The organism is Acinetobacter sp. UBA1297 (genome assembly GCF_002307755.1).
Taxonomy (GTDB): Bacteria; Pseudomonadota; Gammaproteobacteria; order Pseudomonadales; family Moraxellaceae; genus Acinetobacter; species Acinetobacter radioresistens.
On record NZ_DBUF01000010.1, the window covers coordinates 16769 to 41641 of the forward strand.

The window sequence follows — 24873 nt, forward strand, 5'->3', positions numbered from 1 at the left end:
ACGTTTAAGGAATATCAGTATTTTGATATTCCTTTTTTTAGCTCATACATTTTTGATGTCGTTTCAGGAATTGACAAAACTGCTCATTTCATCAAGCATAAGGAAAATAACAACACCTTATAATCTTTCTTATGACTTCCCCAAAAACAGTAATAAATTACCAACCGGACGTGCTAGGTGAAGGCTACCAGCAGCTGCGCCTACATGTACAAGCTCATACCTCCGGCCCGGTAATTGCGACGTTAGTCCGTAAAAAGGCCGCTCAAGCTACCCGCAAGGCTGTGCTTTATATTCATGGCTTTCTGGACTATTTTTTCCAAACTGAAATGGCAGAGCAATTTAATCAGCATGGCTTTGATTTTTACGCTCTTGATCTGCATAACTATGGCCGATCATGTTTGCCTCATCAGGAACTCTACCGTGTTAAAGAGCTAGAGGAATATGATGCTGAGATCACTCAGGCACTGCTACAGATTCAGCAGGAACAGCATGATATGGTCCTGCTGGCAGGTCACTCAACTGGCGGGCTGATCAGCACTTTGTATGCAGCTCATTACCCAGAGCATCCTCTAATTAAGGCTCTGTGGCTAAACAGTCCATTTTATGATTTTAACCTGTCAGCTATTGAGAAAAAATTTGGTTTGCCGGCGCTGAGTCAGGTGGCTAAATATTTGCCTAAATTACGCTTTCCAAGTGGCTTAAACCGTTGGTATGTCCCGAGTCTGCATCAAAAGTGGTATGGTGAATGGGATTTTGATCTGAACTGGAAACCTCAGGCTTATCCAAAGGTTGAATTAAGTTTTATCCACGCTATTTTTGAGGCACAAAAAGAAATTCATCAGGGCATAACAATCAGGGTGCCTGTACTGATTATGCGTTCTCACCAGACTAAGAATCCGAGACGCTGGAACAAGACTGCACTCAATAGTGATGTAATTCTGAATGTCAGAGATATCAAAAAATATGCACAAAAGATTCAGGGCAAGGTAACCATTCAAACTATAAAAAATGGCTTACATGATCTGGTGCTATCACAAAAACCTGTACGTATGCAGGTCTACAGACAATTGTTTGACTGGTTAGACGAACAGGAACTTTAACAGTTTATTGCTGTATTTCCCGGTATTTCAATACTAACTGATGGGCAGGATGGCCGGCAGGCAAGAGATCGGCCAGCCGTTCAATGGCATCAATTGCTTCCGGGACGTGGGCAATATGCTTAAGCAGCACATCGCTCTGATTCGACTGGAAAATTGCTTCACTTAAACGTGATTCGAGACAGTCACGCCAGGCACATAAAAATGGGCTTTCGGTCTTTGCCAGGAAAATTCCACGACAGGCCTGAATCGCTGTTTCAACATAACCAGCGTCGAGTGCCTGTTCAGCCTGNNAAATCTGCTTCAACCTGCGCCAGCAAGCGATAAGGACGCGAACCCAGCATTCCCCCCAGTACATCACGTAATTGTGACATTTCTGCTTTTAAGGTTCCCATGCTGATCTTGCGCTCACCATAGAGTGCCTGATGTAAATTATCCAGATTTAGACCTTGAGGACATAAAGCCAAAATGGCTAAAATCTCGATTTGCCGTGGTGTAAGAACCAGTCCTTTACCATTAAAAATAACTTTTGGTACAGCAAAGGCACGAATATACAAACGCTGTTTCTGATGTTCAATCAAAGCAGTTTGAATAATTGATGCGCAGCGCTCTGCGGCCAGCAGCCCCAGACTGTTATGATGATCCCAGGTTGTTGATAAATCAATCACTCCCAGAACCTGTCTAGAATACGGATCAATCACAGGTGCTGCATAACAGACCCAGTCATGAATAGACTCCATATAGTGCTCGTTAGAGAACACACAGGAAGACTGCTGGGTTTTTAAACTTAAAGCCAGCGCGTTGGTTCCTACCAGTTCTTCACGCCATTGCCCGCCTTCAACGAAATGCACTTTTTCTGCTGCATTACGCATTTGTCCACTCGATGCTGACCAGATAATTGTACTTCCGATGTCCCCTACTGCAATTACCATGGCAGACTGTTCAGCCACATGACGTAAATCTTCAGCACAATGTTCCAGCGCAAGCTTTAAGGGATTAGCAGAACCTGGAATATATTTTAAATCTTGCAAGGGTGCAGCTACCCGGCCTTTAGGTATCTCGGCTGTAGCCGAACGCTGCCAGGAACTAAGTATACTCTGACTGAGCTTCTGGGCATTTCCAGGCGATAGACTGCTACTGTGCCTAAGCTTTTCAATGGTACTACGTTGTTGCTGCAGGTCTTGTTTTGTAAACATTTGTACATTCCTTGCAAATTGTCACTTTTTCCAACCTTTCTCCAACCTTATTTTTTATATGCTAAATAAATAGTATGCGAAAGTAGCCTTATACCAAAGCGGTATAAAAATTCGCAGCTACACAAATTAAATTATAAGCAAAGGAAGATAAACATGCGTTATGCCGATCCTAATCAACCTGGTTCAAAAGTTCAGTTCAAAGCTCAATATGACAACTTCATTGGGGGAGAATGGGTAGCTCCGGTAAAAGGAGAATACTTCGAAAATATCTCGCCAGTCGATGGCAAAGTCTTTACTAAAGTTGCCCGCTCTTCTGTTGAAGATATTGAACTTGCACTCGATGCCGCGCATAAGGCCAAAGAGCAATGGAATCGCTCGTCACCAACAACACGCTCAAACCTGCTTCTCAAAATTGCAGATCGCTTAGAAGCCAACCTTGAACAACTTGCTGTAGCAGAAACCTGGGATAACGGCAAGCCTATCCGTGAAACCCTAGCAGCCGACATTCCACTGGCAATTGATCATTTCCGTTATTTCGCCAGCTGTATCCGTGCTCAGGAAGGCGGGATCTCTGAAATTGATGAAGATACTATTGCCTATCATTTTCATGAGCCGCTTGGTGTAGTCGGCCAGATTATTCCATGGAACTTCCCCATCCTGATGGCAGCATGGAAGATTGCACCTGCGCTGGCTGCCGGTAACTGTATCGTACTAAAACCGGCTGAACAGACACCAGTCAGTATTCTGGTTCTGGCTGAACTGATTCAGGACCTGTTGCCGGCAGGTATTCTAAACATTGTAAATGGTTATGGTGTTGAAGTAGGTCGCCCGCTTGCAACCAATCCGCGTATTGCAAAAATTGCTTTCACTGGCTCAACCCAAGTGGGCCAGATGATTATGCAATATGCAACCGAAAATATTATTCCGGTTACGCTGGAGCTTGGCGGTAAGTCACCAAACCTGTTCTTTGCTGACGTTATGGATCAGCAGGATGACTATCTGGAAAAAGCTTTAGAAGGTTTCACCATGTTCGCGCTGAATCAGGGCGAAATCTGTACTTGTCCGTCACGTGCCCTGATTCAGGAATCAATTGCTGACCAGTTCCTGGAAATGGCCGTAGAACGTGTTAAACGCATCAAGACGGGCCACCCGCTAGATACTGACACCATGATTGGTGCACAGGCCTCTCAAGAGCAGCAGGATAAAATTTTAGGATGTATTGCTACCGGACGCGAAGAAGGTGCTCAGGTACTGGTAGGTGGTGGACAGCGTAATGAGGTGGGTCAAGGCTTCTATATTGAACCAACGATCTTCAAGGGTGATAACAGCATGAAAATTTTCCAGGAAGAAATTTTTGGTCCTGTGCTGTCGGTAACTACTTTTAAAGATTTTGATGAAGCCATTAAAATTGCCAACGACACAATCTATGGTCTAGGTGCAGGTGTCTGGTCACGTTCAGCCCATACTTCCTACCGCGCAGGCCGTGCGATTGAAGCAGGTCGTGTCTGGACTAACTGCTATCACATCTACCCTGCTCATGCTGCCTTCGGCGGATACAAGAAATCAGGAATTGGCCGTGAAAATCATAAAATGATGCTTGATCATTACCAGCAAACCAAGAACTTGCTGGTAAGCTACTCAACCAAACCAGCTGGCTTCTTCTAGGAATTCCAAATTGATTTATTTTATTTACGGCTACCTCAGGTAGCCGTAAATCTTTTCCGATATTGAACTTTTACTAATTTATAAATCTAGCAAAATAATAAAACTGCTACTCAAACAGAATGGTATATCAGGCTTGGAAGCCTGCTTTAGATCTTGGTACTAAAATTGCTTTTATGACCAGATCAAACATAATAAAAAATGGAGTACATTATGAACAATCCAAAGATTGTCGATGCAACTGCTTCTTCTACCCTGCCCACCCAAGAAGAATATTTTGCCAAACGGCAACTTAAACAAGGTGCAGTCGGCTGGCTGCTGCTGGTCGGCTTAGGTGTTGCCTATGTGATTTCAGGAGATTTCGCCGGATGGAATTTTGGCCTCGCACAAGGTGGCTGGGGCGGTATGTTTATTGCGACAGTAGTAGTGGCAGTCATGTATCTGTGCATGTGTCTCTCTATGTCAGAAATGGCCACCATGTTGCCTACCGCCGGAGGAGGCTACAGTTTTGCCCGTACCGCATTCGGACCTTTTGGCGGATATCTGACCGGTACTGCTATTCTGATTGAATACTCTATTGCACCTGCAGCCATCGCCTGTTTCATTGGTGCATATTGTGAATCATTGTTTGGTGTGGGTGGCTGGATCATTTATCTGGTGTGTTATCTGGTCTTTATGGGCATACACCTTAAAGGTGCTGGTGAGGCATTAAAAATTATTTTTGCTATTACCGCAATTGCTGCTGTGGCATTGCTAGTCTTTATTATAGCCATGATCCCGCACTTTAACAGTGCAAACCTGTTTAATATTGCAGTATCTGACAAAGCCGGTGCCAGTGCTTTCTTACCGATGGGTTATTTAGGAATATGGGCTGCCGTACCTTATGCCATCTGGTTCTTTCTGGCAGTCGAAGGTGTACCGTTAGCTGCTGAAGAAGCCAAAGACCCAACCCGCTCCTTACCCCGTGGTCTGATTGGTTCAATGCTGATACTGGCAGCATTTGCCCTGCTTATTTTGTTTTTAGGTGCTGGCGCAGCTGGAGCAAACCAGTTAAAAGACTCTGGAGCTCCCTTGGTGGATGCCCTGGTTGCCGTATATGGTGAACATACCCGGCTTGCAGGTTTTGTCAACTTTGTTGGACTGGCAGGTCTGATTGCGAGTTTTTTCTCTATCATTTATGCCTATTCTCGTCAGATTTTTGCGTTGTCCCGTGCCGGTTATCTGCCAACATCTCTCTCTTTAACCAATAAAAATAAAGCTCCCTATCTGGCAATTATCATTCCTGGAATTATTGGCTTTGCCCTGTCCCTTACTGGTGAAGGTGATTTGCTGATTCTTATGGCTGTTTTTGGTGCGACTATTTCTTATGTTCTGATGATGCTTTCACACATCAAACTGCGTCTATCTCGTCCAGATATGGATCGGCCTTATAAGACTCCAGGTGGAATAGTGACATCAGGTATTGCTTTGATACTGGCCTTAATTGCAGTCATTGCAGGTTTTCTGGTTGATCCAAAAGTCTGGTTTATAGCAGCAGGAATTTATATAGCTTTTATTGTCTATTTTCTGGTTTATAGCCGCCATCGGCTGGTACAGGGAACACCTGAAGAAGAGTTTGAAAATATCAGAAAGGCAGAACAGGAACTTTAAAAAGGGATAGATTCTTATGCGTTATCAGACCACAATCGCTCAACAGAACTATATTTTTCCAGATCTAAAGACTCTGATGGCTAAAGCTTCACCGCTACGTTCGGGAGACGAACTGGCTGGAATCGCTGCGCAAAATGCAACCGAGCGAGTCGCTGCACAAATGGCTCTCGCTGAAGTTCCATTAAAAAATTTTTTAAATGAAGTACTGGTCGATTATGAAACTGATGAAGTAACTCGGCTAATTATTGATGAACATGATGCACAGTCTTTTTACCCGATTGCACATTTTACCGTAGGCGACTTTCGAAACTGGCTGCTCAGTGCAGAGGCAACTACTGAAAAACTGCAGGCACTAAGCCCGGGTTTAATACCAGAAATGGTGGCAGCGGTTAGTAAAATCATGAGGAATCAGGATTTAATACTAGTAGCGAGCAAATGTGAAATTATTACCCGCTTTCGTAATACCGTAGGCTTAAAGGGCCGTCTTTCTACCCGTTTACAACCAAACCATCCTACAGATGACCTGCTCGGTATTTCAGCCAGTATTCTGGATGGACTCATGTACGGCAATGGTGATGCAGTCATTGGAATTAATCCTGCGACTGACAATTTACAGAATCTTTCTGAGCTTTTAAAACTATTGGACCATATCATTCAGGATTATCAGATTCCAACCCAGTCCTGTGTATTGACCCATGTCAGTTCAGGCATTCATCTGGCCAACCAGAATGTTCCGGTTGATCTGATGTTTCAGTCGCTTGCCGGTACTGAACTTGCAAATCAAGGCTTCGGAATCTCACTGGCCATGTTACAGGAAGGCTATGAAGCCGCCTTAAGCCTTAAACGTGGGACAATAGGGCAAAATGTCATGTATTTTGAAACTGGCCAAGGAAGTGCCTTGTCCAGTAATGCTCATCACGGGGTTGACCAGCAGACCATTGAAACACGGGCCTATGCGGTTGCACGCAAGTTCAATCCTTTTTTAGTAAATACTGTAGTTGGCTTTATTGGTCCAGAATATCTGTACAATGGCAAACAGATTATCCGTGCCGGTCTGGAAGACCATTTCTGTGGCAAGCTCATGGGTTTACCTATGGGTTGTGATATTTGTTATACCAATCATGCTGATGCTGATCAGGATGATATGGACACCCTGCTGACCTTACTGGCCACAGCAGGAATCAATTTTATTATGGGAATACCGGGTTCAGATGATGTTATGCTGAACTACCAGACTACATCTTTTCATGACGCTTTATACGCTCGCCAGCTTTTAGGATTACAGCCAGCACCAGAGTTCGCTCACTGGCTGGAGCAGCAAGGAATTCTCCGTCAGCAGCATCAACAGATTGAATGGGCAAAGCAAATGCCCGAACAGTTCTCCAGACTTCTAAAATCATAAGGAGAAATGATGAAACTTTATCCGGACACCCACTATTCTGCTGCCTTGCATGAAAATGACTGGGCACAGCTCAAACGTTTTACAGATGCCCGCATTGCCTTGGGACGCGCAGGTTGTAGTATCCCCACAAATGAGCTTCTAAAATTCCAGCTAGCACATGCACAAGCTAAAGATGCCGTGTTGTGTCAGCTTAATATTCCCAAACTTCAGCAACAGCTTGAGCAGTTAGAGTTAGAACACATACATGTGCAAAGCCAAGCCAGCAATAAAGAGCTTTACTTAAAACATCCTGATCTTGGCCGGGTACTGTCTGATGAATCGCGGACATTAGTCAAAGAATATGTAACAAAGTCAGCTCAAACATTCGATGTAGTTATTGTCGCAGGCGATGGTTTGTCCGCTTTGGCAATTGAAGAAAATGCCATACCTTTTATACAGTTAATGCAGCAGGAAGTGCAACAGCAAGGCTGGTCGCTTGCACCGGTCATTCTGGCTACAGGCAGTCGGGTTGCTCTAGGGGACGAAATTGCACAAACGCTTCAGGCCAGAATGTTGATCATGCTTATTGGTGAACGTCCAGGTTTAAGTTCCCCCGACAGTATGGGCGTTTATTATACCTGGCAAGCTAAAACTGGCTGTCAGGATTCTGCCCGAAACTGTATTTCCAATATCCGCCCTGCAGGGCTCTCCCTGCATGTAGCTGCTCAACGCTTAATAGCGCTTATGCAAAAATCAGCCCGGCTTCAACTTTCAGGTGTCCATCTGAAAGATGAACATACTCTAAATACTGAAATAAAAAATCAGTCTGTAAAATATCTTTTTTGACCTCTTCAATTATTCAATAAAAATAGTGCTCTGCTTGAGCACTAATTCGCCTTAGAATATTGCCAACCGAGCATACGAATTTAAACAATGTCAAAGCAATCTGTATTTCCTAAAACTATTTACGTTGTTCAACATGTTGCCTTTGAAGATCTAGGATCACTGGAAGATCTTTTTTATCAACTGGGGTATCGTGTACGTTACTTTGAAGCTGGCGTAGATGCGCTTGAACCGGCATTCTTACATGCAGGTCTAACCATTATTCTTGGCGGCCCAATTGGTGTATATGAAACTGAAGAATATCCGTTTTTACAGATCGAGATTGATCTTTTAAAGCAGCGGCTTGCATCCGACCTGCCTACTATGGGTATATGTTTAGGAGCACAATTGATTGCCTATGCCTTGAACGCTAAAGTCTATGCAGGCCCGCAAAAAGAAATAGGCTGGAGTACACTGCTCTTCAATGAGACAGAGGATAATCCATTAGCACCTTTAGCAAATACGGCTGTTCTGCACTGGCACGGCGATATATTTGATTTACCGGCTGGTGCTACTTTACTTGCCAGTTCTACTTTATATAAAAATCAGGCTTTTTCCCTCGGCAAAAATATTCTGGCGCTACAGTTCCATCTGGAAGTTGCCGGAGATTCTTTTGAGCCTTGGCTGGTGGGACATACCTGCGAGCTAAAGCAGGCGAAACTCTCTGTTAACCAATTGCGTGCTGACCATGAGCAATATGCAAATGAGCTTGAACAGCAGTGTGCACTTGTTATTCAAAAATTCCTGAATGGTCTTGAACAAACAGTGAATAAATAAGTTCTTCCGGTAATCTATATTTTAAGATTATTTATAATTTAAAATATAAAAAAGCGCCCGACTGGGCGCTTTTTCAGCATAGAAAACATCTATTATTTTTTAGGTGTTGCCTGAGCTACAGAAGCTTCAGTCGTAATTTGTACAGTGATTTTATCACCAACATTCGGGACATAGCTTGCAATTCCGAAATCAGAACGCTTAAATGAAGTCGTAGCATTAAAACCAATCGATTGAGCTTTTGTCATTGGATGCTCGCCTTGCTTATTTAACACAGCATCTAGTACAACTGGTTTAGTAATTCCTTTTACCGTCAGGTTACCGGTAATTTTAAAATGCTTCTTGTCTTTTTTAGGTTCGACTTTAGTACTTTTAAAGGTAATAGTTGGATATTTTGCAGCATCAAACCATTCAGCTTTAGCCAAGTGTTCATCTAAAGCCTTTACATTCGTATTCAGGCTGGAAACAGGAATAGTCACATCTACAGATGAGTTGGCAGGTTTTGCGTTATCTACCTTAATTGTACCCTGAATATCAGAAAAATTGGCATACGGTGTGGAAAAACCAAAATGGTCCCAAGAAAACACTGTCGCAGTATGTGTTGGATCAATTTTATAATCCACCGGTTTAGCCATGCTTAAAGTAGTTGTAACTGCAACTGCCAGACCTAAACCAAAAACTTTTAAAGATTTCATTTTTTATAACTCACTAGAAGAATAAACATTATTGTAGAGATTGAAAAATAAATTACAGTCTTATGCTTAAAACGTACCGTCTCATATATAGAACGTATAAAAATCATCATTATGAAGAAGAATTTAAATAACTCTTCTGTTCACTTAATTTAATCTTTACAGTAACAAAGAGTTAGTAAAATTCGTATATTTTTTGTTTTTACAATTCTAATAAGATGGTTGAGTGTAGTTCACCAGATTTTTTCTTTAACTCATCTCGAACCAGTCTTTTCTATTAATTTTTATAGTCTTCTATAAATTTTTGTCTCAGCTTCAAATATAATTTATGCTGTTTTGCCAGATCCCATTTCTCTTTAAAAATACGTGCTGCCGCAGCTTTAATTGGATCCTCAGTATCGCGTGGTAATGCCTGCCGGCCATGAGCGCCACTAAGACCTTTTTTGTCACTAGGCACAGGCCCCTGATATTTTTTTCCCCCTTTATGATTTGCATAACGCCGGGCACGGGTATAACCCATCTGTAAAAATTTTCGGGCCATATCTGCGCCAACAAAATCTTGCTGCTTTAAATAGTCCAGAAATAGTTGATAAATTTTTTGACTGCTCTGCTCAGCCTTTTCAATATCAGCAAAGCGCCAGTGAGGCAAAATCTCGGATTTATAGGGCTCTACCAGTAAAACACCCTGCTCTCCACGGCCAATTTCATAAAGCTCAGGGTGCTGACGAAAGTTAATCTTTTTAAAGTCGAGCGAATAATCAAAGCTATCTGATTTTACCCGGGCTGTTCGTCGCGGAATCTTTTTTTCTTGAGATGGCTGCTCTGTCATATTTTAAAATAATCTGAACTACTTAATTTATTTTTAAAATAGAAAACAGTCCAAATAAAGTAGTAATGCGTAAGTTATACTGGATTTACTCAGTCATACTTTTAAAGCCAGAATAAAAAAGCGCCCTGATTAAGAGCGCTTTTTTATCTTACCCAAAGAATCAGGCAGTCAGTTCATTTACCGCAGCTACAACAGCTTCAGTAGTAATACCAAAGTACTTAAACAGGTCTTTAGCAGGCGCGGACTCACCATAGGTGGTCATACCAATTACTTTACCGTCCAGCCCGACAAACTTCCACCAGTAATCCACATGTGCTGCTTCTACTGCAACACGGGCACGAATATGGGCAGGCAGTACAGATTCACGGTATACCGCTTCCTGTTTCATGAATTCTTCGGCACATGGCATAGACACTACACGTACACCTTCAAGCTGTGCATATGCTTCCATTGCCAAGGATACCTCTGAGCCTGTAGCAATAATAATTGCTTTTAGCTCGCCTTTTTCTTTTGCCAGAACATAACCACCTTTGGCTACATTCTGAATCTGTTCTTCAGTACGTTGCTGGAATGGCAGATTTTGACGGGAGAAAATCAAGGCAGATGGACCATCTTTACGTAGTAAAGCAGATTTCCAGGAAACTGCAGCTTCAACAGTGTCTGCTGGACGCCAAGTATTCAGGTTTGGCGTAGAACGTAACGAAGCAATTTGTTCGATTGGCTGATGCGTCGGGCCATCTTCCCCCAGACCGATTGAGTCATGCGTATAAACATGAATGACACGTTGCTTCATGAGTGCAGACATACGTACGGCGTTACGCGCATATTCCATGAACATGAGGAAAGTCGCCACGTAAGGAATAAACCCGCCATGCAGTGCTACACCATTGGCGATTGCAGTCATACCGAATTCACGTACACCATAGTACACATAATTACCGGCCGGATTAGTCTGTATACCTTCACAGCCTTTCCATAAGGTCAAATTTGACCCGGCAAGGTCAGCAGAGCCACCTAACAGTTCTGGTAACAACGGACCAAATGCCTGAAGTGTGTTCTGGCTCGCTTTACGTGAAGCGATGGTTTCCTCTTTGCTGTTAACTTCCGCAATAAAGGCATCTGCTTTGGCAACAAATTCTTCAGGCAAGTCACCATTTAAACGGCGTAATAATTCAGCAGCTTCGGTTGGATATTTTGCTTGGTACTGGGCAAAAATCTCATTCCATTCAGCTTCAGCCTGTTGACCTTTTGCTTTAGCATCCCAAGCTTTATAGACATCTTCAGCAATAATGAAATCTGTATCGGTCCATGCCATAGTCGTACGGGAGAGTGTAATTTCATCCAGTCCCAACGGAGCACCATGACAGTCTTCTTTACCCTGTTTATTTGGCGAACCCAATCCAATAATCGTTTTACAGATAACTAAAGTTGGTTTCTGAGTTTCAGCTTTAGCTTCAATCGTTGCCTGACGAATAGCTTCGGTATCATGACCGTCTACACGTAAAACCTGCCAGCCATATGCTTCAAAGCGTTTTTGTGTATCATCACTGAACCAGCCTTCAACTCCACCATCAATTGAAATGCCGTTGTCATCGTAATAGGCAATCAGTTTACCTAGACCTAAAGTTCCAGCCAGTGAACAGACTTCATGCGAAATGCCTTCCATCAGACAGCCATCACCCAGGAAACAGTAGGTATAATGGTCAACTACCTTAATATCATCTTTATTGAACTGTGCAGCCAATGTTTTTTCAGCAAGTGCGAAGCCTACTGCATTTGCAATACCCTGACCTAGAGGCCCAGTAGTTGTTTCAACACCTGGTGTATAGCCTAACTCTGGATGGCCCGGAGTTTTTGAATGCAACTGACGGAAGTTTTTTAGATCTTCGATTGAAAGGTCATAACCTGTCAAATGCAGAAGAGCATATTGCAGCATTGAGCCATGACCATTTGAAAGGACAAAGCGGTCACGGTTGGCCCACTGCGGGTTGGTCGGGTTGTGGCTCAAGAAATCACGCCAAACCACTTCAGCGATATCTGCCATCCCCATTGGCGCGCCTGGATGTCCAGAATTTGCTTTTTGCACTGCATCCATGGCGAGTACACGAATTGCATTTGCAATACGGCGTTCATTAAGGGGGGTTGTCATAGGTCAGATTCCAATAAATTCGTCAGAAAAAGAAAATGAATAGAGAATTATGCGATAGTGCATATTGTCTTAAAAAAACGGTTGAGGGTAAAGGGTGAAGACGGCATTTCTTGTTAAGTATTCTGCAAATGCCCTTTTATCATACGTATAAGGCACTAAAAGTCAGCTATAAACAGAATATAAAGTACAAACATTCTTGCTTATGAAGAAAAATGCAATATTCATCACTAAATTATATAATGATGAATATTTGCTGTTTTCTTGGAACAGCTGGTGGAAGTTGCAGCTATTTCAGCTTGAAACAAGAGATTTTCATCATTTACAGCTAGTCCAAACGTCTAAGTCGATGTAACATATTCCGTCTTTTGAAATAACTGCGATAGGACTTTCATGCGCGAGTACGCTGTTTTTACTTCGGAATCTGTAAGCGAAGGCCATCCGGATAAAATGGCTGACCAGATCAGTGATGCCATTTTGGATGCAATCTTAAAAGAAGACCCATATGCGCGGGTTGCTTGTGAAACGTTAGTAAAAACGGGTGCAGTTGTACTTGCCGGCGAAATCACAACAACTGCCAATGTTGACGTTGAAGCGATCGTTCGCCAGACCGTTAATGGAATTGGTTATCATCATTCTGATTTAGGTTTTGATGGTTCAACCTGTGCTGTCATCAATATGATTGGCAAGCAGTCTCCTGAAATTGCTCAGGGGGTTGATCGCCAGAAACCTGAAGATCAGGGAGCAGGTGACCAAGGTTTAATGTTTGGTTATGCCAGTCGTGAAACTGACGTGCTGATGCCAGCACCTATTTCCTATGCTCACCGTCTGATGGAACGACAGGCAGAATTACGTCGTTCTGGTGCTCTGCCATGGTTACGTCCAGATGCAAAAAGCCAGGTCACGTTTGCCTATGAAAATGGCCGTCCGGTGCGTTTGGACGCGGTAGTTCTTTCAACCCAGCATGATCCGGAAATTACTCAGGCACAGCTAAAAGAAGCAGTACTTGAAGAAATTATCAAACCGGTGATTCCTGCAGAAATGTTCCATGTAGCAACCAAATTCCATATTAATCCGACCGGTATGTTCGTGATTGGTGGTCCTGTAGGTGACTGTGGTTTAACAGGCCGCAAAATTATTGTTGATACTTATGGCGGTATGGCCCGTCATGGCGGTGGTGCTTTCTCCGGTAAAGATCCTTCAAAGGTTGACCGCTCTGCTGCTTATGCAGGACGTTATGTAGCTAAAAATATTGTGGCTGCAGGTCTTGCTGAAAAGTGCGAAATTCAGGTGTCTTATGCTATTGGTGTTGCAGAGCCAACCTCTATTTCAATCAATACATTTAATACTGCCAAGGTTTCAGAAGAGCTAATCATTCAGCTCGTACGTGAGCACTTTGACCTTCGTCCTTATGGCATTACCCGTATGCTGAACCTGATTCAACCAATGTACAAGCAGACAGCTGCTTATGGTCATTTTGGTCGTGAAGGCTCAGATACTGCATTTACCTGGGAAAAAACAGACAAAGTAGAAGCACTTAAAGCCTCTGCTGGTCTTTAAAATTTACTGAGTTACCAGTCAAAAAGCCAATTGATTTGAAATCAATTGGCTTTTTTATAGATTATGCCCATGCAGGCTGTAAGAAGTTTGTTTAATTGCCCATCCTTTAGCGCAAAATCTCCTCACCTCTAAAAATTTATGATAATCCTACTGAGGCTTAGTCCAAGTATGAGCTGGTGTCCGGTCATGGTTAAGTACATCTAGCAAGGTTGTTTGTACAGGCACATCCTGATGATCCTGAAAATACACCTGAACTACTGTAATCGTCATGACTACTGCCAGACATGCAGTGATACAAAACATCCAGAACCCGAAAGGGCTCCGAATGGAGTGAGAGCCGCAAGCAGGGCATTCTTTTTCTGTTGATGAAACCACTTTATTGCAACATGCACAATGATATTGGTACAACATAGGTATCCTCCTATTTTATCGTTTTTGTTATTGTGAGTTTTACACAACTGCTGAGTACAATAGGTATTACTACTATTATCTTATGGTAAAGAAATTGCAATTACAATGCATAAATTCTAGGCAAAAGCATTTAAATCGACAGTACGATAGCAGCAACAATGTATGATAAAAATATTCAGTAATTTTTCTCTTGATGAGAACTACACTATTTTAATGTTGGCATGATATTTTGTTAAACTGCCATTTTGCCAAAGGAGACTCCAGATATGGTCCAGCTAATCAGTAAAGGTGGCTTTCGTGAACGGGCAAACCGGAGCCAAAAGTATAAAAATTCCGAAAATTCACAGACCGCACTCCGCCCTCGTACCTATAACTGCGTTGCGCCATCAGCTGACGATCACCCTGAATATAAAGATGAAAAACCAGAAAATGATGCAATAAGTGAGATAGAGGATGAAGGTTAAAATACTTTCATTAAAAAACCGGATCATTAGATCCGGTTTATAAATTTATCGATAAATCATTTTTGTTTAACGTCTTTTAATTCTATTTTCTTAGCATCAGGTGTTACTTCACGTGCCTCGCCATCAATAATGGTAGAGTCACGCCCTCCTTTTCCGCCCTGTTGGTTCTGCATATCCTGCATCTGTCGCATCATGTCAGCAAATGGATTCTGTCCGCTACCGCCCATATTCTGCATATTACCACCCATCATTCCACCCATCATTTTTTCAAGCATAGCCTGTTGACGTTTAGCCATAATTTTCATGAGTGCATCACGGAAAACTCTCTGTACAGCTGGAATCAAAATCAGCACTGCGAGCACATCCGTAATGAGGCCGGGAACAAGCAGTAAAAACCCGGCCATAATTTTTGGAAGATTATTAGTCAATGACGGATCTGCACTCATTTGCCCCATCTGCATTTGTTGCATCTGTGGCATTACACCCGCAGAGTATTTCCGGATAAGATTCATACCGATAAAAAAGGCAGCAATAAACCAGAAAAATACATACCACATACTGCCAACGAGGTCACCCACACCGATCCAGACGAGTATTTCCAAGACCAAGACAGCAAAAACAGTAAGAAATAATTTCATGAAAATTAATCTAATCTCAACAAAATAAAGTGTGTAGCCTTCAGGTAATGCATCACCTTCAAGCTTTTTTAATACGCTTATGTAACAATAAGGGCATTATTCCATTTTTAAAGTCCCAGTATGTCATTAATTATCGGTATTGATCCCGGTTCACGTTTAACAGGTTATGGAATCATTGAAAAAGAAGGAAATAAATTACGCTTTATTGATGCCGGCACTATTCGTACAGAAAGCCAGGATATGCCTGAACGCTTGAAACGTATCTTTGCGGGCATTGAGCGGATTGTGAAATTTCATGGACCAACGGAAGCAGCCGTCGAACAAGTATTCATGGCACAAAATCCGGACTCTGCCCTGAAACTCGGTCAAGCACGAGGTGCCGCTATTGCAGCTTTGGTTAATCTTGACTTACAAGTTGCAGAATATACGGCTAGACAGATCAAACAGTCTGTTGTCGGTTATGGTGCTGCGGACAAGGAACAGGTACAAATGATGGTAATGAAACTATTAAACCTCTCAATTCGCCCACAAGCGGATGCTGCGGATGCCTTGGCTGCCGCCATTTGTCATGCACATGCTTCTGGCAGCATGAGCAAACTTGCTGTATTAAATGTGCTGGGTGGTATGGCTCGTGGCCGGAGCCGTAATAGTAGTCGACGCCGTTAAAATGATTTCTACTGGATAAGACATGAACCATTTAGAGTTACTCTTATACATCAGTAGTGTCGTCCTGATGATTATTATCCCCGGCCCGGTACTATTATTGGTGGTTGGTACAGGCCTACAGGCCGGCTATCAAAAAGCTTTTAAAACTATTTTAGGAACTAATGCAGCCTCCCTAGTACTGATTTTTATTTCAGCACTTATTCTGAAAGGTTTTCTTTCACTAAATGCTTCTTTTCTGGATATTTTGAAATGTCTAGGCAGTCTTTATATTTTATATTTAGGCTGGCAACTAATCCAAGACAGCAAACAGAAGCATCAGGCTGAAATCCAGATGTTGAACCCCAAATTCGGCGGATTTACTAAGGGTTTTCTGGTAGGTATTTCGAATCCTAAGGATATTCTGTTCTTTAGTGCATTTTTTCCACAGTTTATTCAGATAATGCCGGAAATAAACCAGAGTCTATTTCTATTAACTCTGGTCTGGATAATTCTGGATTTTATGACCTTGAGCCTGGTCTATTTGCTATTTAAGCGAGTTAGCCATTCTTTTGCATATCAGAGAATTCTACTGATATGTGGTATTTTACTGTTTACCATTGCAATATATGGCTTGTATAGCGGTCTAGGCAGTCTGCTCTAACGGTTTACCACCTGATAAATTGCCTGAGGCATATGCTGGGCCTGTAAACCACGTTCACCACTTTGTGCCAGTATATCGCCTGCTTGAGCATGCAGGCTGATGATCTCATATAAATGAATATTGTCATGGAACTGTGCTTTTAATGCGGCTATCATACCGGATAAAACATCTCCCATGCCGCCTGTTCCCATACCCGGATTACCTTCAGTACAGATCCACAATTGCTGGCTTAATATGAGGCTGCCTGCACCTTTGAGTACCCATTGGCCCTGATATTTCTGCTTCAACTGATGAATAGCCGCTATCCGGTCTGCTTCAACCTCACTGACTTTTACACCCAGCAATTTTGCTGCCTCACCCGGGTGGGGCGTCGCATAAAAGTGAGTATCTAATCTGGCATTAGCTGCGGCTAAAAACCAGAGCGCATCAGCATCAAGTACCACTTCTAGCTGTTTAGCCTGTTTTAGTTCAGGAAACCATTGCTGAAACTGCTGACCTGCCCAGTTATCACGTCCTAATCCCATACCGAAGCAAACTGCATCGACTTGACTCAATATTTCACAAATAGAGACTTTATTTAAGTCATGAATATCTTTAAGCATGATATTGGGAGAACGGGCCAGAATGGGGGTATGATGTTTACTGTTACAGACCACAGTAACCTTTCCGGCACCTGCAGCAAAAGCAGCTTCGGCTGCCATAATCACAGCTCCTCCCATATCGGCATGTCCACCCACCACCAGCACATGGCCATAACTGCCTTTATGCCCTGAGGCTTGACGTTTTAGTAGTTGAATCTGCTTTGGACACAGGCTTGCTGTTGATTCTAGTTTATCATCTACAGGGATAAGGGATAAAAGTTGAACCTGACCAGAAAACTCTTTGCCCTGCCCGGTATATAATCCGGCTTTTAAAGCCAACAGTGTACAGGTATGATCCGCCTTGACGGCACAAGGTAAGGGTTTACCTGTATTTGCCTGTAAACCACTAGGCATATCAATTGAAATTTTCAGACCTGTTTTCTGGTTAAGACTATAGATAATCTTTTGCCAGTCCTCATCCAAAATACGATTTAGCCCAATTCCAAATAAAGCATCAATATGACAGTTAAAATATTCTGGAACATCGAAACTGTTATGAATTTTTATATGCTGCCTCTGTGCATATTGGATTGCCGAATGTAAATCTGCCGACTCTCCTGGCACAGCCGCGAAAATTTCAACATCATAGCCTGCGCCCGCCAGATAAGCTGCTACCAGATAGCCATCCCCGGCATTGTTGCCCTGTCCGCACCAGACTGCAATACGCGGAGCAAGCTTTTTATACTGAAGGCACTGAATAATATACTGGCTCATTTGCCAGGCTGCTTGCTGCATCAGTCCAAAAGAAGAGTTTTTCTGGCTAAACCAGCGTCGTTCCCATGCTTGAATTGCCTGGCTATGATACACTTGTTTCAGCATTATTTTTTTCCTTCCTATCCGGTTTATGTCCGAATCTTTACCTTCCCGAAAAATTGATCTGGCACAGCTGGATGCCGAGGCACTCAAGCAATGGATCAAGTCTCAGGCACTTGATCTGGGCTTTGCCGACTGCGTGGTCGCCAAGCCTGATGCCCAAGCAGAAATGGTCCGTTTTCAGGAGTATCTGGATCGAGGCTATCATGCCGATATGGATTACTTAAAGGAAAATTTAGAAAAACGTGCTGATCCCGCCCTGCTGGTGCCCGGAACTAAAAGTATTATCTGTGTTCGCATGAACTATCTGGTAGAAACACCCAAACCGCGCTACGTACCCTATGAACCCAACTCGGCCATTATTGCCCGCTATGCTCGTGGCCGTGATTATCATAAAATCATGCGTGGACGACTTAAAACGTTAGCCAGCCGTATTCGCGACAAGGTCGGAAACTTTGAATCACGTCCTTTTGCAGACTCGGCGCCTATTTTTGAGAAATCGCTGGCAGAAAGTGCCGGGATGGGCTGGACAGGTAAACATACCCTATTAATTCATAAAAAATCCGGCTCTTTCTTTGTACTTGGGGAACTTTTTACTTCGCTAGATCTGCCTTTTGATGAACCGGCAACTGCGCATTGTGGTTCCTGCTCGGCCTGTATTGATATCTGCCCGACTCAAGCTATTGTTGAGCCGTACATGCTGGATGCACGTAAATGTATTGCTTATTTAACTATTGAGTATAAAGGTATTATTCCTCAGGAATTACGCCATGGTATTGGTAATCGGGTTTTTGGTTGCGATGACTGCCAGCTAATCTGCCCTTGGAATAGTTTTGCAAAAAAAGCCACCATAGAAGATTTTAATCCACGTAATGGTTTAGATAATATCAGCCTGCTGGAGCTATGGCAGTGGGATGAAAAAACTTTTCTTAAAAACACTGAAGGTAGCCCCTTAAGACGGACCGGCTACCAGAGCTTTAAGCGTAATATTGCAATTGGCCTTGGAAATGCGCCTTATACAACTGAAATTATAGCGCAGCTTGAACAGGCCAGAACAAAACATGATGAAATTGTAAACCATCACATTGACTGGGCAATTGAACAACAGATCAGCAAATCATAAGCTTTCAATTTTTACGTCTCCTCACAGTTTCCCACATAAGCCCTACATTTTCATACTCTCGTTTATGGCATAAAAAAGATACCAAATGATTTTTGTGAAGAGGAATTTATCATGCATCAGCAAAATAAAGACCAGAATCAACATCAGCAGCCCCAAAACCAGCAACAGCAAGGCACCCCACAACCGCCACAAAATACACATCATGAAGAAGACGACCGCGCGCTGAATAAACAGCATCGGGCGGATCTGCAAAATCAAAATATTCATGGAAATCACCGTGAATAATTAAAATTAATATGGTAAAAACATTTAAATGAACAAAGTCCATGCGCTGGGCTTTGTTTTTTTATATTCCGTCATATTTTGCTAATGAAGCTGGCATCGGTTTTGCTTAATATGCACAGTAATGAACTATATAAATGACTAGGGACAGACATATGAGCAGCACCCGTCCGGTACGTAATGATTGGTCTCGAGAAGAAATTGAGGCTTTGTATCAGCAGCCTTTTTTGGATCTGATTTTTGAAGCCCAGCGAATTCATCGCGAGAATTTTCAGCCGAATACTATACAAGTCAGCACGCTTCTTTCGATCAAAACCGGTAAGTGTCCGGAAGACTGTAAATATTGCTCACAGTCAGCGCATTATGATTCCAATCTTGAGGCAGAAAAACGTATTGCTGTAGAAAAAGTAATTCGTGAAGCCAAAGAAGCTTTAGAGTCTGGTTCTTCTCGTTTTTGTATGGGTGCTGCATGGCGTAATCCGAATGAACGTGATATGCCTTATGTACTGGAAATGGTTCGTGAAGTTAAGGCTCTTGGCCTTGAAACATGTATGACTTTAGGTATGCTGAATCAGTCTCAGGCAGAACGTTTAAAAGATGCAGGACTGGATTATTATAATCATAACCTAGATACATCCCGTGAATACTATTCTCATATCATCAGTACCCGTACTTTCGATGACCGTTTAGATACCCTTGACCATGTACGCCAGGCAGGAATGAAGGTATGTAGCGGAGGTATTGTCGGGTTAGGCGAAAGCAAGCAGGACCGTATTGGCTTACTACATGAACTGGCCACTCTTCCAGTTCATCCTGAATCCGTACCAATCAATATGCTGGTACCGATTGAAGGTACGCCTCTTGCTGATGTTGAAAAACTGGATGTCACCGAATGGATCAGAACTATTGCGGTTGCCCGCATTATCATGCCACAAAGTTATATCCGTCTTTCTGCCGGGCGTGAATCACTTTCCGATTCAGATCAGGCTTTGGCCTTTATGGCAGGTGCCAACTCCTTATTCTCTGGAGAAAAACTTTTAACGACACCAAATGCAGGTGAAGGCAAAGACCGTATCCTCTTTAATAAACTGGGGTTAAGTGCCGAGAAAGCCAAGCCAACAGTTGCTGAACTCAGTATAGATGCCATGTCAGCTTAAATAGATATATAAATTTAAAAAGCCCCAAACTGGGGCTTTTTTATATCTCTGCTTTCTAGGAAGACGTCAGTAAAACACCATAACTTGCATTAAGATAATTACCTTTACGAATCACATCACTACCTGCAGCATGATTCACTATTAACTCACCAGTCTGCACATCATAAGAAAAACTGTCGAAACTGTCCTGATGCTGACATAGCCAACAAAGCGTATCTGCAAGATTATCATCTACAATATAAGTTGCAGCTTTAAAATCCTTAGTCATGCTATTTCCTATCGCCTTTCAAATTTTAAAATTTTTGAATGAATTCAAGATAATTATAAAAAAAGACTGCTGTCCGAAAACAGCAGCCTTTATAAAATTCTTCAAGTTTTATAATAAAAATCGAATTAGATTTGTTTAAAACATACCAGGTTCATGGATATCTTCAACCAATAGATATACATCTAGTTCCTATGATCTCCGAATTTACGACACTCTTTTACCTCATTAAATTCTGAGAACTGCTCATATTCATAGGCATGCATACAGAAGAGTTTTCTTAACAACTGAAACATTGTTTTGCTCCTTGTTACTATAGTTATGGTTTCTTCCTGAAACGATATCGAAAGTTTGTTGTGTACTTTCAATTTATTTATTAACATGAATTAAACAAAAAGCCAATATTATTTTTTAATTNNAGTTTAAAATTACTTACTAAGCTTAACTTCTTAAAGAAATTTTTTATGGCAAGCTAATACTTTCCTTATCACCGCATTTATTTGCTTGGTCATTTTAATCTCCTAAATTTGATGAATAAAACAGCATCTCTCCAGTTTTTTTTGAGAAATGCTTGTGTTTACTTGAGAATTTAGCTAGTATTGCTATCGCAAAAATGCTTTAGATATAAGCATTTATAGGGCCTATAGCTCAGTTGGTTAGAGCAGCGGACTCATAATCCGTTGGTCCCGTGTTCAAGTCACGGTGGGCCCACCATATATTAAACCTCATGATTCGTGAATTATGAGGTTTTTTATTAATATTGACTTATATAACTTTATAATTCCACCTATTCATTTTTTAATAAATTAATATTTTTAGTAGTAAATCTCTTAAAGTTTTTATATGAACAATTAAAGCAAAATTTACTTATAAATCAACTCATATTTTAATTTTGAATCTCACTAGCCTGTCATTCTTAAAGATTAGTCTAATCATTTAAAATCATTAAATTGGTTCATTTTGGAATATAGTCTGTTTTTAAGTTATCACTTAATGTTTGATTTATTATTTAACTAAAAGGTCTTTTGATTAGTTTTTTTCATATTCCACATAGAGGTGCTTGGCTTGATCATACATAAATAGACTTTTGTAAGGCTTCTTTGGCTGATCCTGGTTAATATAAGTCACTTCAACAGGATAATAAGTGTTCTGGTTATTAACCACTCTTAATGTTGATGTAACAATGGATGCAAACTCAGGACGGTCTGCATAGTAACTTGATGTATCGTTACCTGCCGAGCCTATTTCAAGAACTTGAACTCTCCCGGCCTCAGGCAACAAGACCGCATACCAAGTCGAAATTTCTTGCCCCCCTGCACCTGTAAAAGTGGCAAGCGTATAACTTCCTATCATGTTTTTGCCAAACGGTCTTAAATTTTTCTGTAAGTCATGTTTAAAACTAAAATACAAATGCCCATCGGCTGTAGGGATATCTTTCTGATTTAAAGCTGAATTGACTAACTGGAAATGGTTGTCCTGTTTTTTAAATATAAATAAATCTACTGTACTTGAGCAGGCTCGGCAGTCCTGAATGTATCCATTATTGATTTTTACTTTTTCAACAATAACCAGGTAACGAGTTTCACCTTGTGGATTTTTATATTCAATACTAGGATGAAAAAAACCCAATATATTTGGTTCAAACTGTTGATAAGGGTAAGATTTAAAATAATCATTGAGTACGGGTGTCACATGCGCCAGAGGCTCATTGAGTATTTTAGGGTAAACCATTTGCACAATTGTATTTACAGACAGTGTTCCAGAAGAAGTCTTTAGAGCAGTGGTCGGTTTAGCAGTATCGATATAAGGTAAAACTGTTTGGCATCCAATGATCAACCCTGTATTTACACAGATAATTGTAGATAATAAATATTGTTTTTTCATTATATATTCCATCGTTGTTCTACAGGAATTAATAAAATTATAGGTGAGTTAAATTTTATCAATAAACAAAGAACCTTATAATATATTAAAATCCTTGTTATCCTTTAATACAAAGTTAAATATAATTTTTTAATAGCTTACTTAAATGTATTGCGCTATCAGTTTTATTATAATATTACACACAACCTATTGAAATATTATATTAAAAATAATTATATATTTTTAATATAATTTTAGATCTAGCTTAGTATTACAGTAATCACATCTTATAAAATAAACACTTAATTGTTCTAAATTTAAGCGATTTTTGCTCATAAAACTTAACTATCTAGAGCTATACACCTATAAAATAATAGATCTAAATACTCCTCAGTTGAAAAAAGGGTGTCATGATTATGGCTAAGCGTAAGCAAAACAGTGAGTTTTTTCAGGTTCGAAGAATTGGAAAACAATGGTGGGTTTGTCAGATTGATAAATTATCTTCAACACCAACTGTCCTTGTCAAAAAGGTTGAAAACTTAGCTACACAAAGTCAGGCAAATTGTATTGCTGATGATTATGATGAGCAATATCGGGTAGATCTCTATATTAAGGAAAAATGGCTGGCTACAAAGAACTGTTAGGCTCTTGATCTTTATATAAAGATAAAACAGGAAGATAACCGCTGTAACAGAGCATTTCCCAAAGTGCTTTGTTTAAAACAAGGCTAATTATTTGCGATGATGAGCTTCCAGGTAGATTTCAATCGCACTCCAGACACAGATCAGAATAAAAATAGCCAAACCAACGCCGATAAGCGTTAAAAACATAATCGCTTCCCCTTACAGTACTAAACAGTTTAGGCCCACCTGTTAGACTAAAGTCGTATACAGCCTGTTAATTTATAATTTTTTCTAAACAAATTACAAGTAATTTTGAAAATTTTATAATTTTAATTTAATTAATATAATTTTTTATGAGTTTAGCCTCTAAATTTTGGTTATTTTAATGAGCCTAAAGCTCAGCTATTTTTTATGAATGTGCTCGCAAGACTAAGAGCTTCAAGTTGAAGCTGCAGTTTAATTAATTTGTTTTATCTAAATCTTCTTGTTAGAGCATCAGCTTCTAAAGATTTTTCGGAAACTTCGCTTAAAAGCTGGCAGTGGCCTGTTTTCAACAAATCAGTGGCTATGCTAACATTTCAACCCGAAATTTTAGTTTATAAAACTGGAGCATAATTCGCATGGCGGGTCATTCCAAGTGGGCCAATATTAAGCATCGCAAAGCAAAACAAGATGCAAGTCGCGGTAAAGTATTTACCAAATACATTCGAGAAATTGTAACGGCTGCTAAACTCGGCGGCCCGGACGCGGCCAGTAACCCACGTCTTCGTGCTGTAGTCGAAAAAGCGCTTTCAGTAAATATGACGCGTGATACAATTAACCGGGCCATTCAACGTGGTGCCGGTGGTGAAGATAATGATGATTTAAAAGAAATCACTTATGAGGGTTATGGCACAGGTGGTGTAGCTGTACTGGTAGAAACCATGACAGATAACTTAAACCGCACTGTTCCTGATGTTCGTCATTGCTTTAGTAAAACTAATGGTAATCTTGGGACTTCAGGTTCTGTGGCTTACTTGTTTACCAAACGTGGTGAAATCTCTTTTGATGATCTGTCACTTGAAGAAAAAATTTTGGAGGTTGCTCTAGAAGCTGGTGCGGAAGATATTGAAATTTCTGAAGATGAGATTTTAGTTATTACCACACCAGAGAGCTTCGGTGACGTTCAGGATGCACTTAGTGCGGCCGGCTTGAAGTCAGACAATGCTGAGGTTGTAATGAGCCCTTCTACCAAAGCAGAAATTACCGATATTGATCAAGCTAAACAAATCATGAAAATGATTGATATGCTAGAAGACTTAGATGATGTACAAAATGTTTATACCAACGTTGAGTTTTCAGATGAAGTACTAGCTCAGCTTGATGCCTGATTAAATATTATTAAAAAGCGCCAGAACTGGCGCTTTTTTATTTTTAAG

The 24873-nt window shown here is 41.2% G+C and carries 23 protein-coding genes, 1 tRNA gene and 1 pseudogene; 16 read left to right on the top strand and 9 right to left on the bottom strand.

The window, feature by feature from the left end; all coding sequences use genetic code 11:
* Positions 1-131 precede the first annotated feature (131 nt).
* Positions 132-1100 (top strand): alpha/beta hydrolase, encoded by a 969-nt coding sequence (locus B3R63_RS04580; protein WP_286728431.1) that lies wholly within the window; start codon positions 132-134, stop codon positions 1098-1100.
* A gap of 4 nt (positions 1101-1104) precedes the next feature.
* On the opposite strand, the pseudogene B3R63_RS04585 reads toward B3R63_RS04580, so the two are convergent.
* Positions 1105-2293, bottom strand: a pseudogene (locus tag B3R63_RS04585) (transcriptional regulator).
* A gap of 153 nt (positions 2294-2446) precedes the next feature.
* Between B3R63_RS04585 and B3R63_RS04590 the strand changes: the two are divergent.
* The 5 genes from B3R63_RS04590 to B3R63_RS04610 all read left to right on the top strand — a co-directional run bounded on the left by B3R63_RS04590 (position 2447) and on the right by B3R63_RS04610 (position 8645).
* A complete protein-coding gene (locus B3R63_RS04590) occupies positions 2447-3958 on the top strand; it encodes an aldehyde dehydrogenase family protein (protein ID WP_005406368.1) in 1512 nt (503 codons plus the stop codon).
* A 210-nt stretch (positions 3959-4168) separates the two neighbouring features.
* Positions 4169-5605 (top strand): ethanolamine permease, encoded by a 1437-nt coding sequence (eat, locus tag B3R63_RS04595; RefSeq protein ID WP_248132000.1) that lies wholly within the window; start codon positions 4169-4171, stop codon positions 5603-5605.
* Between the two features lie 16 nt (positions 5606-5621).
* Complete coding sequence (locus B3R63_RS04600; protein WP_286728432.1) at positions 5622-7007, top strand: ethanolamine ammonia-lyase subunit EutB; 1386 nt, start codon at positions 5622-5624, stop codon at positions 7005-7007.
* Between the two features lie 9 nt (positions 7008-7016).
* A complete protein-coding gene (eutC, locus tag B3R63_RS04605) occupies positions 7017-7832 on the top strand; it encodes an ethanolamine ammonia-lyase subunit EutC (protein ID WP_286728433.1) in 816 nt (271 codons plus the stop codon).
* Positions 7833-7919: 87 nt separating this feature from the next.
* A complete protein-coding gene (locus B3R63_RS04610; RefSeq protein ID WP_286728434.1) occupies positions 7920-8645 on the top strand; it encodes a glutamine amidotransferase in 726 nt (241 codons plus the stop codon).
* A 92-nt stretch (positions 8646-8737) separates the two neighbouring features.
* Here B3R63_RS04610 and B3R63_RS04615 read toward each other — a convergent pair whose 3' ends face one another.
* The 3 genes from B3R63_RS04615 to tkt form a co-directional block, all read right to left on the bottom strand.
* Entirely contained in the window at positions 8738-9337 is a 600-nt protein-coding gene (locus B3R63_RS04615; RefSeq protein ID WP_005019909.1) for a YceI family protein, read from the bottom strand.
* A 274-nt stretch (positions 9338-9611) separates the two neighbouring features.
* Positions 9612-10163: a DUF4385 domain-containing protein gene (locus B3R63_RS04620; RefSeq protein ID WP_286728435.1), complete on the bottom strand. Its 552-nt coding sequence runs from the start codon at positions 10161-10163 to the stop codon at positions 9612-9614.
* 160 nt (positions 10164-10323) lie between these two features.
* Entirely contained in the window at positions 10324-12312 is a 1989-nt protein-coding gene (gene tkt / locus B3R63_RS04625; protein WP_286728437.1) for a transketolase, read from the bottom strand.
* Between the two features lie 390 nt (positions 12313-12702).
* Here tkt and metK point away from each other — a divergent pair, with 390 nt between their 5' ends.
* A complete protein-coding gene (gene metK, locus B3R63_RS04630) occupies positions 12703-13869 on the top strand; it encodes a methionine adenosyltransferase (protein WP_005019905.1) in 1167 nt (388 codons plus the stop codon).
* Between the two features lie 147 nt (positions 13870-14016).
* Here metK and B3R63_RS04635 read toward each other — a convergent pair whose 3' ends face one another.
* Positions 14017-14280 (bottom strand): hypothetical protein, encoded by a 264-nt coding sequence (locus tag B3R63_RS04635; RefSeq protein ID WP_005019902.1) that lies wholly within the window; start codon positions 14278-14280, stop codon positions 14017-14019.
* A 266-nt stretch (positions 14281-14546) separates the two neighbouring features.
* On the opposite strand from B3R63_RS04635, the gene B3R63_RS04640 reads away from it, so the two are divergent.
* The gene (locus B3R63_RS04640) at positions 14547-14744 is read left to right on the top strand and encodes a hypothetical protein (RefSeq protein ID WP_286728439.1); all 198 of its coding nucleotides are present in this window, start codon (positions 14547-14549) and stop codon (positions 14742-14744) included.
* A gap of 56 nt (positions 14745-14800) precedes the next feature.
* On the opposite strand, the gene B3R63_RS04645 is transcribed toward B3R63_RS04640, so the two are convergent.
* Positions 14801-15382 (bottom strand): FxsA family protein, encoded by a 582-nt coding sequence (locus B3R63_RS04645; protein WP_286728440.1) that lies wholly within the window; start codon positions 15380-15382, stop codon positions 14801-14803.
* Positions 15383-15502: 120 nt separating this feature from the next.
* Here B3R63_RS04645 and ruvC point away from each other — a divergent pair, with 120 nt between their 5' ends.
* Both ruvC and B3R63_RS04655 read left to right on the top strand, forming a co-directional pair.
* The gene (ruvC, locus tag B3R63_RS04650) at positions 15503-16048 is read left to right on the top strand and encodes a crossover junction endodeoxyribonuclease RuvC (protein ID WP_005019893.1); all 546 of its coding nucleotides are present in this window, start codon (positions 15503-15505) and stop codon (positions 16046-16048) included.
* 22 nt (positions 16049-16070) lie between these two features.
* Positions 16071-16688, top strand: a complete 618-nt coding sequence (locus B3R63_RS04655; RefSeq protein WP_286728441.1) for a LysE family translocator — start codon at positions 16071-16073, stop codon at positions 16686-16688.
* On the opposite strand, the gene B3R63_RS04660 is transcribed toward B3R63_RS04655, so the two are convergent.
* Positions 16685-18148, bottom strand: a complete 1464-nt coding sequence (locus B3R63_RS04660; RefSeq protein WP_286728442.1) for an NAD(P)H-hydrate dehydratase — start codon at positions 18146-18148, stop codon at positions 16685-16687. The two genes, B3R63_RS04655 and B3R63_RS04660, sit on opposite strands and share 4 nt — an antisense overlap.
* 25 nt (positions 18149-18173) lie before the next feature.
* Here B3R63_RS04660 and queG point away from each other — a divergent pair, with 25 nt between their 5' ends.
* From queG to bioB, 3 genes are all read left to right on the top strand, one after another.
* A complete protein-coding gene (queG, locus tag B3R63_RS04665) occupies positions 18174-19265 on the top strand; it encodes a tRNA epoxyqueuosine(34) reductase QueG (RefSeq protein ID WP_286728443.1) in 1092 nt (363 codons plus the stop codon).
* A gap of 111 nt (positions 19266-19376) precedes the next feature.
* A complete protein-coding gene (locus tag B3R63_RS04670) occupies positions 19377-19550 on the top strand; it encodes a hypothetical protein (protein ID WP_005019882.1) in 174 nt (57 codons plus the stop codon).
* A 152-nt stretch (positions 19551-19702) separates the two neighbouring features.
* Positions 19703-20704, top strand: a complete 1002-nt coding sequence (bioB, locus tag B3R63_RS04675) for a biotin synthase BioB (protein WP_005019880.1) — start codon at positions 19703-19705, stop codon at positions 20702-20704.
* Positions 20705-20759: 55 nt separating this feature from the next.
* Here the strand turns inward: bioB and B3R63_RS04680 are convergent, their stop codons facing one another.
* Entirely contained in the window at positions 20760-20972 is a 213-nt protein-coding gene (locus B3R63_RS04680) for a hypothetical protein (protein WP_005026360.1), read from the bottom strand.
* 634 nt (positions 20973-21606) lie between these two features.
* Here B3R63_RS04680 and B3R63_RS04685 point away from each other — a divergent pair.
* Positions 21607-21683 (top strand) — tRNA-Ile (locus B3R63_RS04685).
* A 315-nt stretch (positions 21684-21998) separates the two neighbouring features.
* Here the strand turns inward: B3R63_RS04685 and B3R63_RS04690 are convergent.
* On the bottom strand, positions 21999-22853 hold the full coding sequence (locus B3R63_RS04690) for a hypothetical protein (protein WP_119879211.1): 855 nt from the start codon (positions 22851-22853) through the stop codon (positions 21999-22001).
* A 395-nt stretch (positions 22854-23248) separates the two neighbouring features.
* Here B3R63_RS04690 and B3R63_RS04695 point away from each other — a divergent pair, with 395 nt between their 5' ends.
* Entirely contained in the window at positions 23249-23476 is a 228-nt protein-coding gene (locus B3R63_RS04695) for a hypothetical protein (RefSeq protein ID WP_005405020.1), read from the top strand.
* Positions 23477-24075: 599 nt separating this feature from the next.
* Positions 24076-24825 carry a YebC/PmpR family DNA-binding transcriptional regulator gene (locus tag B3R63_RS04700; protein ID WP_005019870.1) on the top strand — a complete coding sequence of 250 codons (750 nt, stop codon included), beginning with the start codon at positions 24076-24078 and terminating at the stop codon, positions 24823-24825.
* Positions 24826-24873: the final 48 nt, after the last annotated feature.

Bases quoted from the DNA above. Each gene is read 5' to 3' on its own strand.
- B3R63_RS04580 (WP_286728431.1), top strand. From the start codon at position 132: ATGACTTCCCCAAAAACAGTAATAAATTACCAACCGGACGTGCTAGGT.
- B3R63_RS04590 (WP_005406368.1), top strand. From the start codon at position 2,447: ATGCGTTATGCCGATCCTAATCAACCTGGTTCAAAAGTTCAGTTCAAA.
- eat (WP_248132000.1), top strand. From the start codon at position 4,169: ATGAACAATCCAAAGATTGTCGATGCAACTGCTTCTTCTACCCTGCCC.
- B3R63_RS04600 (WP_286728432.1), top strand. From the start codon at position 5,622: ATGCGTTATCAGACCACAATCGCTCAACAGAACTATATTTTTCCAGAT.
- eutC (WP_286728433.1), top strand. From the start codon at position 7,017: ATGAAACTTTATCCGGACACCCACTATTCTGCTGCCTTGCATGAAAAT.
- B3R63_RS04610 (WP_286728434.1), top strand. From the start codon at position 7,920: ATGTCAAAGCAATCTGTATTTCCTAAAACTATTTACGTTGTTCAACAT.
- B3R63_RS04615 (WP_005019909.1), bottom strand. From the start codon at position 9,337: ATGAAATCTTTAAAAGTTTTTGGTTTAGGTCTGGCAGTTGCAGTTACA.
- B3R63_RS04620 (WP_286728435.1), bottom strand. From the start codon at position 10,163: ATGACAGAGCAGCCATCTCAAGAAAAAAAGATTCCGCGACGAACAGCC.
- tkt (WP_286728437.1), bottom strand. From the start codon at position 12,312: ATGACAACCCCCCTTAATGAACGCCGTATTGCAAATGCAATTCGTGTA.
- metK (WP_005019905.1), top strand. From the start codon at position 12,703: ATGCGCGAGTACGCTGTTTTTACTTCGGAATCTGTAAGCGAAGGCCAT.
- B3R63_RS04635 (WP_005019902.1), bottom strand. From the start codon at position 14,280: ATGTTGTACCAATATCATTGTGCATGTTGCAATAAAGTGGTTTCATCA.
- B3R63_RS04640 (WP_286728439.1), top strand. From the start codon at position 14,547: ATGGTCCAGCTAATCAGTAAAGGTGGCTTTCGTGAACGGGCAAACCGG.
- B3R63_RS04645 (WP_286728440.1), bottom strand. From the start codon at position 15,382: ATGAAATTATTTCTTACTGTTTTTGCTGTCTTGGTCTTGGAAATACTC.
- ruvC (WP_005019893.1), top strand. From the start codon at position 15,503: ATGTCATTAATTATCGGTATTGATCCCGGTTCACGTTTAACAGGTTAT.
- B3R63_RS04655 (WP_286728441.1), top strand. From the start codon at position 16,071: ATGAACCATTTAGAGTTACTCTTATACATCAGTAGTGTCGTCCTGATG.
- B3R63_RS04660 (WP_286728442.1), bottom strand. From the start codon at position 18,148: ATGCTGAAACAAGTGTATCATAGCCAGGCAATTCAAGCATGGGAACGA.
- queG (WP_286728443.1), top strand. From the start codon at position 18,174: ATGTCCGAATCTTTACCTTCCCGAAAAATTGATCTGGCACAGCTGGAT.
- B3R63_RS04670 (WP_005019882.1), top strand. From the start codon at position 19,377: ATGCATCAGCAAAATAAAGACCAGAATCAACATCAGCAGCCCCAAAAC.
- bioB (WP_005019880.1), top strand. From the start codon at position 19,703: ATGAGCAGCACCCGTCCGGTACGTAATGATTGGTCTCGAGAAGAAATT.
- B3R63_RS04680 (WP_005026360.1), bottom strand. From the start codon at position 20,972: ATGACTAAGGATTTTAAAGCTGCAACTTATATTGTAGATGATAATCTT.
- B3R63_RS04690 (WP_119879211.1), bottom strand. From the start codon at position 22,853: ATGAAAAAACAATATTTATTATCTACAATTATCTGTGTAAATACAGGG.
- B3R63_RS04695 (WP_005405020.1), top strand. From the start codon at position 23,249: ATGGCTAAGCGTAAGCAAAACAGTGAGTTTTTTCAGGTTCGAAGAATT.
- B3R63_RS04700 (WP_005019870.1), top strand. From the start codon at position 24,076: ATGGCGGGTCATTCCAAGTGGGCCAATATTAAGCATCGCAAAGCAAAA.